This window comes from Novosphingobium sp., from assembly GCF_024642085.1.
Classification (GTDB): domain Bacteria; phylum Pseudomonadota; class Alphaproteobacteria; order Sphingomonadales; family Sphingomonadaceae; genus Novosphingobium.
The window spans coordinates 1-15,977 of the sequence record NZ_JAHEBV010000001.1 but is presented as its reverse complement, the minus strand read 5'-3'; the positions used below and the strand labels follow the sequence as shown (position 1 = coordinate 15,977).

Annotated in this window: 17 protein-coding genes and 1 tRNA gene; 12 read left to right on the top strand and 6 right to left on the bottom strand. The window is 61.0% G+C overall.

The features are described from left to right. Window positions 1-27: 27 nt before the first annotated feature. The 7 genes from Q0L62_RS00090 to acs all read left to right on the top strand — a co-directional run bounded on the left by Q0L62_RS00090 (window position 28) and on the right by acs (window position 8,281). Complete coding sequence (locus Q0L62_RS00090; RefSeq protein ID WP_296674638.1) at window positions 28-1,152, top strand: spermidine/putrescine ABC transporter substrate-binding protein; 1,125 nt, start codon at window positions 28-30, stop codon at window positions 1,150-1,152. Between the two features lie 9 nt (window positions 1,153-1,161). Then, window positions 1,162-2,073 (top strand): ABC transporter permease, encoded by a 912-nt coding sequence (locus Q0L62_RS00085; RefSeq protein WP_296674634.1) that lies wholly within the window; start codon window positions 1,162-1,164, stop codon window positions 2,071-2,073. After that, on the top strand, window positions 2,073-2,915 hold the full coding sequence (locus Q0L62_RS00080) for an ABC transporter permease (RefSeq protein WP_296674631.1): 843 nt from the start codon (window positions 2,073-2,075) through the stop codon (window positions 2,913-2,915). The genes Q0L62_RS00085 and Q0L62_RS00080 overlap by 1 nt, the downstream gene beginning before the upstream one ends. After that, the gene (locus Q0L62_RS00075) at window positions 2,915-4,045 is read left to right on the top strand and encodes an ABC transporter ATP-binding protein (protein ID WP_296674629.1); all 1,131 of its coding nucleotides are present in this window, start codon (window positions 2,915-2,917) and stop codon (window positions 4,043-4,045) included. Before Q0L62_RS00080 ends, Q0L62_RS00075 begins: the two co-directional genes overlap by 1 nt. 1 nt (window position 4,046) lies before the next feature. Next, window positions 4,047-4,787, top strand: coding sequence for a gamma-glutamyl-gamma-aminobutyrate hydrolase family protein (locus tag Q0L62_RS00070; protein ID WP_296674626.1), 741 nt, complete (start codon window positions 4,047-4,049; stop codon window positions 4,785-4,787). 107 nt (window positions 4,788-4,894) lie between these two features. Next, entirely contained in the window at window positions 4,895-6,274 is a 1,380-nt protein-coding gene (locus Q0L62_RS00065) for an aspartate aminotransferase family protein (protein ID WP_296674623.1), read from the top strand. A gap of 66 nt (window positions 6,275-6,340) precedes the next feature. Beyond that, entirely contained in the window at window positions 6,341-8,281 is a 1,941-nt protein-coding gene (gene acs, locus Q0L62_RS00060) for an acetate--CoA ligase (RefSeq protein ID WP_296675100.1), read from the top strand. A gap of 326 nt (window positions 8,282-8,607) precedes the next feature. On the opposite strand, the gene Q0L62_RS00055 is transcribed toward acs, so the two are convergent. Both Q0L62_RS00055 and Q0L62_RS00050 read right to left on the bottom strand, forming a co-directional pair. Further along, window positions 8,608-8,919 carry a hypothetical protein gene (locus tag Q0L62_RS00055; RefSeq protein WP_296674620.1) on the bottom strand — a complete coding sequence of 104 codons (312 nt, stop codon included), beginning with the start codon at window positions 8,917-8,919 and terminating at the stop codon, window positions 8,608-8,610. A 21-nt stretch (window positions 8,920-8,940) separates the two neighbouring features. Beyond that, on the bottom strand, window positions 8,941-9,246 hold the full coding sequence (locus tag Q0L62_RS00050) for a hypothetical protein (RefSeq protein WP_296674618.1): 306 nt from the start codon (window positions 9,244-9,246) through the stop codon (window positions 8,941-8,943). 597 nt (window positions 9,247-9,843) lie between these two features. Between Q0L62_RS00050 and Q0L62_RS00045 the strand changes: the two genes are divergently transcribed. Next, on the top strand, window positions 9,844-10,113 hold the full coding sequence (locus Q0L62_RS00045) for a GlsB/YeaQ/YmgE family stress response membrane protein (protein ID WP_296674616.1): 270 nt from the start codon (window positions 9,844-9,846) through the stop codon (window positions 10,111-10,113). A 131-nt stretch (window positions 10,114-10,244) separates the two neighbouring features. Continuing rightward, a complete protein-coding gene (locus Q0L62_RS00040) occupies window positions 10,245-10,856 on the top strand; it encodes a superoxide dismutase (RefSeq protein WP_296674613.1) in 612 nt (203 codons plus the stop codon). 49 nt (window positions 10,857-10,905) lie between these two features. Here the strand turns inward: Q0L62_RS00040 and Q0L62_RS00035 are convergent, their stop codons facing one another. Both Q0L62_RS00035 and Q0L62_RS00030 read right to left on the bottom strand, forming a co-directional pair. After that, entirely contained in the window at window positions 10,906-11,454 is a 549-nt protein-coding gene (locus Q0L62_RS00035) for a sigma-70 family RNA polymerase sigma factor (RefSeq protein ID WP_296674610.1), read from the bottom strand. Beyond that, complete coding sequence (locus tag Q0L62_RS00030; RefSeq protein ID WP_296675098.1) at window positions 11,447-11,635, bottom strand: NepR family anti-sigma factor; 189 nt, start codon at window positions 11,633-11,635, stop codon at window positions 11,447-11,449. Before Q0L62_RS00030 ends, Q0L62_RS00035 begins: the two co-directional genes overlap by 8 nt. Before the next feature lie 176 nt (window positions 11,636-11,811). Between Q0L62_RS00030 and Q0L62_RS00025 the strand changes: the two genes are divergently transcribed. After that, a complete protein-coding gene (locus Q0L62_RS00025) occupies window positions 11,812-13,494 on the top strand; it encodes a CHASE domain-containing protein (RefSeq protein WP_296674608.1) in 1,683 nt (560 codons plus the stop codon). Between the two features lie 5 nt (window positions 13,495-13,499). On the opposite strand, the gene Q0L62_RS00020 is transcribed toward Q0L62_RS00025, so the two are convergent. Then, window positions 13,500-14,294 (bottom strand): response regulator, encoded by a 795-nt coding sequence (locus tag Q0L62_RS00020; protein WP_296674605.1) that lies wholly within the window; start codon window positions 14,292-14,294, stop codon window positions 13,500-13,502. Between the two features lie 431 nt (window positions 14,295-14,725). Between Q0L62_RS00020 and Q0L62_RS00015 the strand changes: the two genes are divergently transcribed. Next, window positions 14,726-15,379: a sigma-70 family RNA polymerase sigma factor gene (locus Q0L62_RS00015; RefSeq protein ID WP_296674603.1), complete on the top strand. Its 654-nt coding sequence runs from the start codon at window positions 14,726-14,728 to the stop codon at window positions 15,377-15,379. 27 nt (window positions 15,380-15,406) lie between these two features. Next, a complete protein-coding gene (locus tag Q0L62_RS00010) occupies window positions 15,407-15,793 on the top strand; it encodes a response regulator (RefSeq protein WP_296674601.1) in 387 nt (128 codons plus the stop codon). Between the two features lie 64 nt (window positions 15,794-15,857). Here the strand turns inward: Q0L62_RS00010 and Q0L62_RS00005 are convergent. Beyond that, window positions 15,858-15,933 (bottom strand) — tRNA-Lys (locus Q0L62_RS00005). Window positions 15,934-15,977: the final 44 nt, after the last annotated feature.

The window sequence follows — 15,977 nt, the reverse complement described above, 5'->3', positions numbered from 1 at the left end:
AGTGCAACATGGGCGAAGGGGTGAGTCATGACCGACATCAAACGCAGCAGCAGCAGCCTACGCATGGGCCGCCGCTCGCTCCTCCAGTCAATGGGCGTAGCCGCGGTCGGGATCAGCTTTGCGGGCCTGGCCGGATGCGGCAAGACCGAAAGCGGCGCGGCCGGCAAGATCGCCGCGACAGGGGAAGAGCCCAAGCTTAACTTCTACAATTGGGATACCTACATCGGTGAAACCACGCTGGGCGATTTCAAGGGCGCCAGCGGAATCGACGTCAACATGACGCTGTTTGCCAGCAACGATGAATTGTTCGCCAAACTGCGCGCCGGCAATCCGGGCTATGACGTGATTGTCCCGTCTAACGATTTCGTCGAACGGATGAGCGCGGCCGACATGATCGTGCCGCTTGATCATGCGCAGATCCCCAACATGAAGAACATCGATCAAAGCTTTATCGATGTCGCTTACGATCCGGGCCGCAAGTTCTCGATGCCCTATACCTGGCTGACGCTGGGGATCGGCTATCGCAAGTCGAAAGTGAAAGCCAAGCCCGACAGCTGGAAGGTGCTGTTCGACAGCGACGAATACAAGGGCCGCATCGCCGTGCTGTCCGAAGCCGGCGACATGTTCCGCCTTTACGGCAAATATCTGGGCAAATCGGTCAACGCTCTGACCCCGGCAGATATCCAGACGATTTCGGCTTTGATGGAAAAGCAGAAGCCCTTCATCAAGGCCTTCCATGAAGATAACGGCCAGGACCTGCTGCTGAAGGGCGAGGTCGATCTGGTGCTGGAATACAACGGCGACATCGCCCAGATCATGGCCGAGGATGAGGATATTGACTTCGTCCTGCCCAAAGAGGGCAGCCAGCTCAATTCCGACACACTGTGCATTCCCAAAGGCGCGCCGCATCCCAAGAACGCCCATGCGCTGATCAACTATCTGCTCGACGCAGAAGTCGACAAGAAGATCACCGAAACGATCCTTTATCCTACTCCCAATGCCGCGGCGAAAGCGCTGATGCCGGATGACTACAAGAACAATCCGGTGATCTTCCCATCAGCAGACCAGCTCGCCAAGTGCGAATACGCCAAGTACCGGCCCGACATGCAGCCACTTTATGAAGAGGCCTTTACCCGGGTCCGCGCCAGCTAGGCCAAACCCATGTCGCTGCAAAACTGGCAGGAACACAAGCGCCCCTTCGCCGCAATCGCGGGGGCGCCGATCCTGTGGCTGGCGCTGTTTTTCATCGTGCCGATGGCGATTGTCTGGGCTTACAGTTTTGGCGAGAACTCGGGCGCAGCTGACATCGTCATTTCGGGCACGCTGCACAATTACAAGCGCGCGATCGAAGCTCTCTACCTGTCGATCTTCTTCAAAAGCCTGGCGGTCGCGGCGCTGGTCACGCTGATCTGCCTGATCGTCGGGTTCCCTGTAGCGATGGCAATCACCTTTGCGTCAGACAAGTGGCGCCCCTGGCTGCTTTTGGGAGTGATGCTACCATTCTGGACCAACCTCCTCATCCGCACCTATGCGCTGATGACGGTGCTGGGCGGGAACGGTTATGCCAACAAGGCGCTGGGCGCGCTGTGGGGATCGGCAAGCTGGCTGCGCACGCTGGTCGGGCTCCAGCCGCTTGAGGTGTGGACCCCGGTCCAGCTGCTTTACAACAATTTCGCGGTGGTGCTGGGGCTGGTCTATGTCCACCTGCCCTTCATGGTTCTGCCGCTTTATTCCGCGCTTGACCGGCTTGACCGCTCGCTGATCGAGGCGAGCCTCGATCTGGGCGCGGGTCATTTGCGCACCTTGTCGCGTATCGTCATGCCGCTGGCGGCGCCGGGCATCTTTGCCGGGATAATGATCACGCTGATCCCTGCCCTGGGCGCTTATCTGACCCCCGACCTGATGGGGGGAACCGATAGCCAGATGATCGCCAATGTGATCGAACGCCAGTTCAAAAGGGCAAACGACTGGCCATTTGGCGCAGCGCTGTCGTTCATGCTGATCTATGCGATGTTTGCGCTTGTTGCGCTGCAATCGCTTCGCGGCAGACGCAAACCGGCGCAGGTCCACTGATGGCCTTGCTCAGCCGCCGCCCGGTCGCTCCGCTGGAATACACGCGCAAGGCGTGGATGCGGCTGTGGATCGCGGGGGTTATGGTGTTCCTCTACGCCCCGCTGCTGGTGCTGATGGTGTTCAGCTTCAACGATTCCAAACGCAATGTCGTGTGGCGGGGCTTCACGCTCAAATACTACGAAAAAGCGCTCAACAACGACGGATTGATCGAAGCGCTGGTCAATTCGCTGACCATCGCTGCATTGGCGACCGTGTTCAGCGTGGTTCTGGGCGCGATGGCTGGCCTTATGCTGTGGCGCTTCCGCTTCCCGTTCAAGGGTGCGGTTGAAGGGGCCTTGTCCTTGCCAATCATTGTTCCCGAAATCTGCATGGGCGTTGCCATGCTGATCTTCTTTGCCAAGGTGCAGTGGCCGGTCGGCCTGCCCTGGCCGCTCAACCTTTCGGCGATCACCATCGCCCACATCACCTTCTGTTTTCCCTTCGTCGCGCTGGTGGTGCGCAGCCGCATGGCCAGCTTTAACCGCGAACAGGAGGAAGCGGCGAAGGACCTGGGCGCCAGCGAATGGGCCACCTTCCGCGACATCCTGCTGCCGCACATGAAGCCGGGGCTGATCGCAGGCGCGCTGCTGGCTTTCACCCTCAGCCTCGATGATTTCGTCATCACTTTCTTCACCAGCGGGCCTGACACCGTGACCTTCCCGGTCAAGGTCTATTCGATGGTCCGTTTTTCGGTCACACCGGAAGTCAACGCCGCTTCGACCATCCTGATCCTTTTGACCATCGCCCTGACCGCCGTTGCACTGAAATTGCAGGGCGTAAAGGCTATAGCGGACGCCCATTGATGCCTGATCCAGCCCAGCCGATCATCCAGATCCGCAACGTGACCAAGCGCTTTGGCAAGGTGACTGCGGTCGACAATGTCAGCCTGGATATCCTGGCGGGCGAGTTTTTTGTGCTGCTTGGCCCTTCGGGCTGCGGCAAGACCACCTTGCTGCGCATGATCGCCGGGTTTGAATTGCCGACCGAAGGCCAGATCCTGATCGACGGGCAGGACATGGCCGGGATCCCGCCCAACAAGCGCCCGGTCAACATGGTGTTCCAGTCCTATGCCGTGTTCCCGCACATGAGCGTGGCGGACAATGTCGGCTATGGCCTCAAAATCGCAGGCACCGGCCGGGCCGAGCGAGACGAGCGGGTGCGCGAGGCACTCGAACTGGTCAAGCTGCACGGCTTTGCAGACCGGATGCCCGATCAGATGTCGGGCGGCCAACGCCAGCGCGTGGCGCTCGCCCGCAGCCTGGTAATGCGGCCAAAGGTGCTGCTGTTGGATGAGCCGCTCTCCGCGCTGGACGCCAAGCTGCGCGCGCAGATGCAATTCGAACTGTCCGAGCTGCAGGACCAGGTCGGGATCACCTTCGTCACTGTCACGCACGATCAGGACGAGGCGCTGTCGATGGCAGGCCGTATCGCGGTGATCAACAAGGGTGAAGTCGCGCAGCTGGCCGCGCCGTCTGACTTGTACGAATATCCCGCCAACCGGTTTGTTGCCGACTTTGTGGGATCGGTGAACCTGTTCGAAGGCAAGCTGACCCTGGACGAGGCAGACAAGGCGGCGGTCGATTGCCCCGGGCTGGGCCGGGTCTACCTTAACCACGGGGTCACCGGCCCGCACGGCGCCGATGTGTGGATCGCGCTGCGCCCCGAAAAAATCTACCTCCACGTTCCGGGCGAAGGAAAGGCGATCCGCGCCGCTGCGCAGGATGCCCCCGATGGCTACAATCTGGCACGCGGGCAGATCAAGGGGATGAGCTATCTGGGCGACATCACCTTGTATGAAATCAAGCTGGATGGCGGACCGATGATCCGCGTGTCGCGCCCTAACCTGTCGCGCCGCGATCAGGAACACTTCACCTGGGATGACCGCGTTTCGATGCATTGGCGCGCCGACAGCCCGGTAGTCCTGCTGAACTGACATGGCCGCCGCGCGCCCTGTCCTGGGCGTGATCGCCTGCACCCGCCAGGTCGGGACCGAGCCAGCCCAGGCAGTCATGGAACGGTACATCCGTGCCGCGATGCGCCACGCCGATGTCGCTGCACTGATTGTGCCGTCGCTTGCCGATCTGATGAGCGCGGCTGAAATCGCCCCGCGGCTGGACGGGATTCTGCTTACCGGCAGTCCATCGAACGTCGAACCCGTGCGTTACGAAGATGATGGGGGCGAAGGCCCGTTCGATCCGGGGCGGGATGAAATTGCGCTGGACCTTGTCGGGCGGATGATCGACCTGGCCCGCCCGGTTTTCGGGATTTGCCGAGGATTTCAGGAAATCAATGTGGCGCTGGGCGGCACCTTGCGCCGCGATACGTCGGCCAATGACGATCTGATCCGGCACCATGCCCCCGATGGCGCAGCGTTTGACGCGATGTTCGATCACCTTCACCCGGTCCACCTGAGCGAGGGCGGGATGATCGCCCGCGCCCTTGGCAAAGCCGATGCTACCGTCAACTCGGTTCATTATCAGGGGATCGGAAGGCTAGCCCCCGGCCTTGTCACCGAAGCAACCGCGCCCGACGGATTGGTCGAAGCCTACTCCGCCAGGCCCAACGGCGCACCGCTTGTCGCGGTGCAGTGGCACCCGGAATGGGACGCCGACAGCAATCCCGACAGCGCCGCCTACTTCCATCTGCTGGGCAAAGCGCTTAGGGGTGAGGCATGAACAGGCGCGTCACCCGCACCAACCGGTTTCTGGCAAGGATCGGCTTCTCTCCCTGACGATCGGCGCCCATCCCGCCGATCGATAACCTTTTCAGGGAGTACCCAGACATGCCCCGCAATTACGATATCGCCGAATTGAAGCGCCTTGATGTTGCGCACCACCTTCCCGCCCAGCAGGATTACAAGCTGATCGCGGACATGGGCGGCAGCCGCATCATTACCCATGCCGAAGGCTGCTACATTCACGACGGCGACGGCAACCGCATCCTTGATGGCATGGCCGGGCTGTGGTGCGTCAATGTCGGCTATGGCCGCAAGGAACTGGCCGACGTTGCTTACGAGCAGATGATGGAACTGCCGTTCTACAATACTTTTTTCAAGACAGTCACTCCGCCCACGGTCCAGCTAGCCGCCAAGATCGCCAGCCTGACCGGCGGCAAGCTGCAACACGTTTTCTTCAATGCATCGGGCAGCGAAGCCAACGACACCGTGTTCCGCATGGTGCGCCACTACTGGAAGCTGAAGGGCGAGCCCAAGCGCAAGGTCTTCATCAGCCGCTGGAACGCCTACCACGGCAGCACAGTGGCGGGGGTCAGCCTGGGCGGGATGAAGGGTATGCACGCGCAGGGCGATCTGCCGGTGCCGGGGGTTGAGCATGTCCGCCAGCCTTACTGGTTCGGCGAAGGCTTTGGCCAGGACCCGGTCCAGTTCGGGCAGGACTGCGCCGCTTCCATCGAAGAACGCATCCTGGCTGTCGGCCCTGAAAATGTCGCCGCCTTCATCGGTGAACCTGCGCAGGGCGCGGGCGGCGTGATCATCCCGCCACCGGGCTACTGGCAAGCGGTTGAGGCGATCTGCCGCAAATACGGCATCCTGCTGGTGGCGGACGAGGTGATCACCGGGTTTGGCCGCACCGGCGAATGGTTTGGCCATCAGACGCTGGGCTTCACCCCTGACATTGTGTCGATGGCCAAGGGCCTGTCATCGGGTTACCTCCCGATCAGCGCCAATGCCGTGTCGAGCGATATCGTCGACGTGCTTAAAACCGGGGGCGATTTCGTCCACGGCTTCACCTATTCGGGCCACCCCGTCGCCGCCGCAGTGGCGCTGCGCAACATCGAGATCATGGAGCGCGAGAATCTGCCGGGCCGGGTCAGGGACGACGTTGGCCCCTATCTGGCCGCGGCGCTGAAGCGGCTCGGCGGCCATCCGCTGGTCGGCGAAACGCGCTCCATCGGCCTGCTTGGCGCGGTCGAAATCGTGGCGGAGCCTGGCACCAACGCGCGCTGGGGCGGGGCCGAAGGCAATGCCGGCCCGGTTGTGCGCGATCGCTGCATCGCAAACGGCCTGATGGTGCGCGGCATCCGCGATACCATCGTAATGTGCCCACCCCTGATCATCGAACGCAGCCAGATCGACGACATGGTGGGGATCATCGCCACGTCGCTGGACGAGTCTTTGCCGATCTTGCAGACCGCGACCTTCTAGGCTTGCGCGGCGCGGCGCCAGCCGACAGACTGCACGCAAATGACCGGTTTGAGAGGAAGCGCGACAATGGGCGAAACAGTCTGGCCGGTGCCGGCCGAATGGGCCGCCAAGGCGAAGGTCAACGCGGCGCGCTACGATTCCATGTACCGCGCGTCGGTGGAAGATGGCGACGCGTTCTGGCGGGGAGAGGCGCAGCGACTTGACTGGATCAGGCCGTTCACCCGGGTTCAGGAAACCAGCTTTGATGAAGCTGATTTCGGGATCAAGTGGTTCGCTGACGGCACGCTCAACCTATCGGCCAATGCGCTCGACCGGCACCTGGACGCGCGCGGTGATGTGGTGGCCATCATCTGGGAGCCGGACAGTCCGGACGATTCCGCGCGCCATATCACGTACCGCGAACTTCATACCGAAGTCTGCCGCTTTGCCAATTTGCTGAAAGCGCGCGGGGTTCAGAAGGGTGACCGCGTTACGATCTATTTGCCGATGGTCCCCGAAGCGGCCGTCGCAATGCTGGCCTGCGCACGGATCGGCGCGATCCATTCCGTGGTGTTCGGCGGATTCAGCCCGGATTCGCTCCGCAGCCGGATCGAGGACTGCGACAGCACCGTCGTCCTGACCGCCGACGAAGGCCTGCGCGGGGGCAAAGCGGTGCCATTGAAGGCCAATGTCGATGCAGCGCTGGCAGATCTGCCTTCGGTCCATACGGTGATCATGCTGCAGCGCACCGGCGCCGCCGTGCCGATGCAGGATGGCCGCGACATCGATTGGCACGCGGGCGCCGCCGCGCAGTCGGCCGATTGCCCGCCTGCGGAATTGGGCGCAGAGGATCCGCTGTTCATCCTTTACACCAGCGGCAGCACCGGCAAGCCCAAGGGCGTGCTTCACACCACCGGCGGCTATGGACTGTGGGCATCGATGACCCACGAATACGTGTTCGATTACCGTCCGGGCCAGGTCTACTGGTGCAGCGCCGATGTCGGCTGGGTTACCGGCCACAGCTATATCGTTTACGGCCCGCTGATGAACGGCGCGACCACGCTGATGTTCGAAGGGGTGCCCAACTACCCCGACCCCAGCCGGTTCTGGCAAGTGATCGACAAACACCAGGTCGAGATATTCTACACCGCCCCCACCGCGCTGCGCGCGCTGATGCGCGAAGGCGATGACTGGGTGCTTGGGACCAGCCGGTCCAGCCTCAAGCTGCTCGGCTCGGTCGGCGAACCTATCAATCCCGAAGCGTGGGACTGGTATCACCGCGTGGTCGGCGAACGGCGCTGCCCGATTGTCGATACCTGGTGGCAGACCGAAACCGGCGCGACATTGATAAGCCCGCTGCCCGGCGCGACCCCGCTCAAGCCGGGCTCGGCAACAAAACCGCTGTTCGGGGTCAAACCCATGCTGGTCACCGGTGAAGGCGTACCGATCGAGGGTGCGGGCGAAGGCTGTCTGGTAATCACCGACAGCTGGCCCGGCCAGATGCGCACCGTTTGGGGCGATCATGATCGATTCTTCCAAACCTATTTTTCGACGTTCAAAGGGCTGTACTTCACTGGCGATGGGTGCCGCCGTGATGAGGATGGATACTACTGGATCACCGGGCGGATCGATGATGTGATAAACGTTTCGGGCCACCGGATGGGCACGGCCGAGGTAGAAAGCGCGCTGGTCGCCCACCCCCAGGTCGCCGAAGCCGCGGTGGTTGGCATGCCGCACGAAATCAAGGGCCAGGGCATCTATGCCTTCGTCACGACCAACGCCAACGTCGATCCGGACGAGGCGCTGCGCAAGGAGCTGGTCGCATGGGTCCGGCGCGAGATCGGCCCGATCGCCACGCCTGACGTGATCCAGTTCGCACCCGGTCTGCCCAAGACCCGCAGCGGCAAGATCATGCGCCGGATCCTGCGCAAGATCGGGGAAAATGACGTGACGAACCTTGGCGATACATCGACCTTGGCCGATCCGTCCGTAGTCGATCACCTGGTGGCGGGCCGTCCCAAGGTATAAGCCGGTCTCACGTTGCGCGCTTGGCATCGCCCGACCCGGACAAAGCCTCTTTTTTAAAGCGATGCAGATCAGCGTCTTAAAAGCAGCCTTGGCCAAGATCGCAAAAAAATTGGTTTGTTTCTCGTCTGGCTGGAACCAAATGGCCGTGGACGGGTTCTGTCAGTAACACCAGCTGGCGATCCCCCTCCCCCCGAACCCAGCCGGCGGTGCGTTTAGAGGCCTCCTGCACTTTGTGCCGGAGGCCTCAATTTTTTCACCCGTTTTGCCAGACGCGAAAAAACGCCCGGCCAACCGACCGGGCGTTTTCGATAAGTGCTGATCGCGCTTCAGATGCTGGAACGTTCAGCCTGAAGCGCAGCTAGCGCGTCCGACACCCGCCTTGCCTCGCTGGCCAGGCGCGCTTCTGCCTCGGCACGGATGGGATCGGATGCGCTCATCCCTTCAGCTTCTGCGGCAAGCTCGGCGTTGACCTCGTCCTTCCATTGCAGGAGGAGCTGTTCGCGCGCGCCGCGGTCCAGTTCAACGTCATCCATCAGATCTTCCGGACCGGAATAATGACGCCGGGGATTTGGTGCCCGCTCGGCGGCTGCATCGCTTTGCACGCAGTCCGCAGGGCTTCCTGAAAGGGTCGATGCCATTAAAGTTCTCCTAAATCCGGATCAAGCTGCGGCGGAAACGGCCACAGGTTTGGAACGAGCGGCTCGGGCCTTGGTTCGCACGCTCTTTGCAGCGCCGGTCCGGGCAGTCCGTGCCGAAATCTTGCGCTTTGGCGCGGCGTTATCCTTGGTCAAATAACGATAGGCCGCGCCAGCCGCTACGATAGCCAGGGCGGCGGGGACCGATCGCACCGCCCAGCGCGCCGCAATCGCGGTTGCGCCAGAGCGGAGCAACGGATTGTCAGGCACTAAACGCTCAATCGTGTCAGCAATCTGGCCCGAAAGCAGCAATGAGGTAAATGACTTCATGATCTCACTCCAATTTTCAGCGCGACGCGCTCATGGCTAATCGGCGCGGTTGCCGGTCTATTTTTCGCGTTGCCAGTTGCACGCGGCAATGCGCGGTTACTGTGGGGTAATCCGCACGGAGCGACACCTCAGAAGCCAGCGCCGCTTCCTGCCCGCTTTCGCATTGTGCGCGGCTGTCAAAGGTCTGCACCGGCGCATCAAGGCGCGTGCATCCATCCCCGGCATCTGTGCAGCCAAGCAGAATAAGGGCGAAAAGTGGACCGGCCATCGAAGCAAGCTCCGCATCATTCAGGATTAGGGCCGCAGGGCAGCCGTTCTGCTTGTAAGAACACGGCGCAACTAAAAGCGTTCCCCGGCCTGCTGCCGCATCGGCGTCAATCCTCGCGCGCGGGATTCCATAATCCGCACTAAGGGGGGGAAACTTGCGCCGGAACTGGCAGGAACGCCCAACGCTTATCTTGAAAAGCGGGCCATGGCCCATGCCATGCGCCGGGCGACCTTTTCGATGGCGAAATCGGCGCCGTCGCAACCGCAAGGAACCTTTGCCGCGATGGTCCGTTTTGGAAGGCAGGAACAGCAGGCAAAGGACATTTCAACATGGGACTTATCATTCTACTTATCGTTGGCGGCATCATCGGCTGGCTGGCCAGCATGGTCATGCGCACCGATGGCCAGCAGGGCATCATTCTTAACGTCGTGGTCGGTATCGTAGGCGCGCTGATCGCCGGTTTCCTGGTTACCCCGCTGATCGGCGGCGCGCCAATCACCAGCGGTTCGTTTGACGTAATGTCGCTGGTTTCGTCGTTCATCGGCGCGGTCATTCTGCTCGCCATTGTGAACCTCTTCCGTCGCGGTTCGGTTCGCTAAGCATTTCACACCCATCCGGAGGCGCCCCGTCGTCACCGGATCTGGAACCAGGCTTGGGGGCGGACAGCTTTTGCTGACGCCCCCAAGTCACGTTTGCAGCCTGTGCTGCTTTTCAAAACCGGAGATCTTCCATGGCCATTACGCTTCTTCCGTTGCCTTATGCGCAAGACGCCCTCGAACCTGCGATTTCAGCTGAAACGATCGGCTTTCATTACGGCAAGCATCATAAAGGCTACGTCGACAAGGCTAACGCCGCGATCAAGGGAACGCCGCTGGACGATGCCAACCTTAACGCGGTGGTGAAGGATGCGGCGTCCAGCAAGGATCAAAAGCTGTTCAACGCGGCAGCCCAAGCGTGGAACCACGGCTTTTACTGGCATAGCCTGACCCCCCAAAGCGGCAAACCAGGTTCCGCGCTTGCCGCAGCGATCGACGCATCATTCGGGTCTTTCGCCGCCATGACAGAGAAATTGCTGACCGAAGCTGAAGGGCACTTTGGATCCGGCTGGGCCTGGCTACTAGCGGACGGCGATGCCCTCAGCATCGCAACAACGCACGATGCCGGTTGCCCGCTCACCGGAACAGCGCGCCCGTTGCTGGTGGTCGACGTGTGGGAGCATGCCTATTATCTGGACCGGCAGAACGATCGCAAAGCCTATCTGACCGCCGCGGCCGGGCTGCTGAACTGGAACTTTGCCGATGAACGGTTCGCCGACCCTGATTTCTGGGTTTATCCGGAATAACAGGCCGGGTCCGGGCGGACTACCGCTCGGGCCCGATCACTTCTGCTGATCAGGCAATGCTGTAAGCCGGGCTGCCTTCTTCCGGTTCAAGTATGGCGTAAAGTTGTGAGCGGCCGCGTGCGACCCGGCTTTTCATCGTGCCAATGGGAACGCCGCAGATGTTGGCTGCTTCTTCATAGGAAAAGCCGCCTGCCCCAACCAGCAGAAGCGCCTCGCGCCGTTCATCGGGCAGTTTGTCCAACGCGCGTTGAAGATCGTTTATATGGACACCTTCTTCCTGCGTGGCCCTGGCGATCAACGTTGTTTCTGCCACCTCGGGATCGAGCTGGGTCTGCCGGCGATTCTTGCGCAGGTCATTCAGAAAATGGTTGCGCATGATTGTAAAAGTCCACGCCTTCATCGATGTGCCGGGGGTGAAGCTATCGCGCGCGGTCCACGCCCGCATCACGGTTTCCTGGACCAGATCGTCGGCCTGCTCGGGCCGGCCGCACAACCCGCGCGCAAAGGCGCGCATATGCGGCAGCAGGGCCAGAAGATCGCTGCGGAAAGCATCGGCGACGGGTGCTGCGCCTGGTGCGCGGGACTGCCGATCAGGCATCGTCGGCCTGATCAAGCTTCTTCAACAGGTCGTCGAAGCTGTCAGGCAAAGGTTCGCTCACGACGCTGTCATAAAGTTTGCGCAGACCGTCTGCCCAACCCGGCGGCCGATTGTCCGGGCCGCGCGAAGAAAAGCCTTCGGTGCCGGGAATGGCCGATCCTGGTTTTCGCTGTGTCAACATCAACTCCACGAGGCGTTGTGCCTCCTTAGCACCGGTTTGATTAAAATGCTTGCTCGCAATGTCCTAGACAGGGAACAATCGATCTGGGCTATGGTTCCATCTCGTGGGGATCATCTTGGCTGCCTCATTCGTGATTTTTGGTGATTAGGCGGCCCAGCGGCTGCCGGTTTGGGAATATGGAACAGCAGCTCGAAAAACGGGTTCAGGGTCAGGCATGGTTTCTGCGCTATCCGCGCGGTCTTCCGTTCGCCTTGTTCGGGCTGGGGATCGTGATCACGCTGCTATTTGTGTTCAACATAGAGATGGCCGACAGCGAGGCGCGGCGTCTCGAGCTTGATCGCGACACCACCACGCTGGCCAGCGAACTGCGCCGCAAAGCGAACGAGAACATCGCCTACCTCAGCGCTGCCGCATCGGTGCTGTCGGTGCGTTCGTCTGTCAACGACGGTGATTTTGCCCAGTTCGTCGAAGATATGAGTGCGGACAACCAATCCAAGGGTACCTTGGGCATGGGCTGGGCACAGTGGGCCAAAGGCAGCGACGCGTCTCGTGTCGCCAAGGACTTGCGGGTCCGGTTTCCGCGCGCGAAGGTAGCGGTACGGCCTGCACCGGCCAGCCCGCAAACCGATATGGCAATCATCGGACTAATCGAGCCGCAGACGGCTGCGAACATGCGCGCTGTAGGTTTCGACATGGCTTCAGAACCGGTTCGGCGCACTGCATTGCTGAAAGCGTTCAAGACTGGGCGGCCCACCGTGACTGGCAAAGTCCACCTGATCCAGGACGAGGGCCGCGCTGATAGTGCCGGGGTTCTGATCTATGTCCCTGTTTTTGCCCGGGGCGCGGATGGTGAAGAACTGCGCGATCAGCTCAAGGGGTTTGTCTACTCTCCGATCCGCGCACAAGAGTTCCTTGATGCGGTTGAGACCAGCTTTTACAGCGGGCGCGCTGCCATCGCGCTTTACGATGGTCCTCCGACACCCGAAAATATCCTGGCAAAAGTAGACCGAACCTTCCGCGAACGCGCCCGGATGGAACGCAATGTCACTTTTGGCGATCATACCTGGACCCTGGTTGCAACGTCCAATGAACGGCCCGGGCTGACGCTTGCGTCGGTCAGCGTTCTGATCGCCGGCACGGTGGTTAGTCTTCTGCTGCTGATCATCGCCACGCTGATAATCAACCGCGCCGCTGATGATCGCAAAGTGCTGGAGTCATTGGCTTCGCAGGAAGCGATCCGCAACTCGCTTACGCGCGAGCTTAACCACCGGGTCAAGAATACGCTGGCCAATGTGCTGTCAATCGTCGCGCTCACGCGCCGGCGGTCACAGTCGCTTGATGATTTTGCCGAAGGGCTCAACGGCCGCCTGCGCGCGCTGTCGGCAACGCACGATTTGCTGTCGCAGCGGGACTGGAAAGATGCGCCGGTACGCGAAGTCGTGACCTCGGAACTGGCCCCCTATCTCGATGTTGCCGATACCCACGTCACCGTTGAAGGCCCGGATACAGCCTTGGGTCCCAACGATGCGATGTCCTTGGGTCTGGCCTTGCACGAACTGGCGACCAATGCCGCCAAGTACGGTGCGCTCAGTGTGCCGCAGGGCCGCGTTTCGATCACATGGCAGCTGCTAACGCCCGAAATCTGCGAAGTTTCCTGGCGCGAGCATGGCGGGCCGCCTGTTGCCGAGCCCAAGCGGCGCGGCTTTGGCCTGGACCTGATCGAAAAGATCGTCAGCCACGAACTGCGGTCACCCGTCGATCTGAAGTTCAATGCAGAAGGGGTGACTTGCATTCTCAAAGTGCCGGTGCGCACCCTGAGCGAGTTCTCGCTCAGGGGCTCGGCCACCACCGGCGCTTGACTGACTTATTGCGCTGTTGAACCGAAGAACAGCGCCTGGCTGATTGCCGCGCGCAGCGTGTCTTCGCGAAACGGCTTGGTCACCAGGTAAGTCGGTTCGGGCCGTTCGCCGGTCAGCAGCCGTTCGGGATAGGCGGTCACAAATACGACGGGCACCGCACCCATCTTGAGGATATCTTCGACCGCATCGATTCCGCTGCTCTGATCAGCGAGCTGAATATCTGCCAGCACCAGACCGGGCGAAGTGCGCGCAAAGGCATCGACCGCCTGGGTGCGGGTCGAAGCAGTGGCCACAACCGTATGGCCAAGATCGCTGACCAAGGCTTCCAGCTGCATCGCAATCAGGGGCTCATCCTCGATGATCAGGACCTGAGTTGCCGTTTCTTCGTCAATTTCAGAAACTGCGCGGGCGACCAGCGCGGCGACTTCTTCGGCCTCAAGACCAAGGATTTCTCCGGCTTCGCGTTCGGAAAACTCTTCCATCGTGGTCAGCAGCAGCGCCTGCCGGTGTTCGGGCGGAATCCGGTCAAGCCGCGCCTGGGCGGTCGCCTCGGCATCGGTGGCGTCGGCGGGGCCGCCCTGATGCGCCAGTTCAACGTGGCCTAGTGACCATACTCGCGTGAAAGCGCGATACAGCGCCACGCGGCCATCGGCAATCTCGTTACGCAGGTCGTTGTCCGCAATTGCAGCTTCCAGCAGCTCGCGCACATAGGCATCGCCCGAATGCTGTGATCCCGACAGCGCACGCGCATAACGGCGCAGCAAAGGCAGCCTTTCGGAAAGAGCTTGTCTGAAGTCCATTGGTGTTCTCGCTAGATAGGACGGCCCAGGGCCATCGGCAGGTGGATTGGTAATGCGTCCAGCGCACAAGAGCAACCGCCCTCGGCCCAGTCAGGGCAGCGTGGACGCGGCGCGGTGGGCGGTGATGATTTGGCGATTATGCTGCCGTGCATGGGCGGCGCAGATTGACCACGGACGCACCGAAGGGCGGATCCCGCAGAAAAGCTTGGAAGGTTCGGCATTACTGCGACAATGGCCCCTGCACTTAAATCCACTACGTAAAACGCGGTGACGACAGGCTTGTTCCGGCCCTGTACGTCAAAAAGGTGCGTTGAGAAGTGCATGAAAATGCACATAAAACGCAAAAAGTGGTCAGAGCAGCACACAATTGGGGAACTGTTGGCAATCGAGCGGTGTTCCACTTGTGAACATTACTGCCGATTGGAACATCCGTGAACAAGCCTGAAACCGTCACCGCCACTGCCGACCTGCGTGAGCCGTATGAGACGTTGAACGATGCAGACTTTCACGCAGCGCTCAGCTCCGTCACCCCGCATCTGCGCGCGTTTGCCCGCACCCTTTCCGGATGCCGCGAACGTGCTGACGATCTGGCCCAGGAGACGTTGCTGAAGGCCTGGTCGGCGCGCGAAAGCTACCGCGCGGGCACCAATTTCAAGGCCTGGACCTTCACTATCCTGCGCAACCATTTCTACAGCGAAGCGCGCCGCGCCCGGTTCACCGGCGAATACGACCAGGACATGGCTGAACGCACGCTCAAGACCTTTGGCAATCAGGAAGACTCGCTTGAACTTGCCGACGTGGCGCGTGCATTGCAAACCTTGCCCGATACGCACCGGGACGCGCTCATCCTGGTGGCAATCGGTGACATGTCATACGAATCGATCGCAGATGTGTGCGGTATTGCCTTGGGCACCGTAAAAAGCCGCATTTGCCGGGCGCGCGCCATGCTTGCCAACGTACTGGAAAGCGGCCAGCTGCCGGACGCGCGGCACGATTTCGTCATGGAAGGCGATGCAATCGAACTGATGTTCAGCGAATTGCGCCGCGTTTCAAACAATAACAGCGCGCAGCGCGCTGCCGCCTGAAGCCAACCTTCATACGGGTAAAAAGTCATGTCAGGGGTTCTTATTGTCGAAGACGAGTTTCTCGTCGCTCTGGATCTGGAGGATATTATTCTCCAGGCAGGGCACGACCTTGTCGGTATAGTTGCTGATCGCGGCGGGATTGACGGGATAGAGCGCGCACCAAAGGTTGCTTTGGTGGACCTCAATCTGCGTGACGGCCCGACCGGACCTGAAATCGCGCGGCGATTGGCGGAACGGTACGGAACCACGATCATATTCGTGACTGCCAATCCCGATCAGATCGACAGTCCCCCGGAAACCGCGATCGGCTATATTCGCAAACCGTTTCAGCCAGACGACATTGTCGGCGCGGTGAAATTGGCAATGGGCGAAGGCGCCGCAGTGCGGCCCAAGGGTCTGCACTCTATCCAGTAGCACCTGAGCCAGTAGGGCCTGGGCTGCCCGATCAAGCGGGCGGCGCAAATTGCCAATGAAAACGTGGTGAGCCCTGCTGGGTTCGAACCAGCGACCTACTGATTAAAAGTCAGTTGCTCTACCGACTGAGCTAAGGGCCCGACCACGCGCCGTGCCCTAAGCGGCGCGGCGGGCGCGGTCAAGG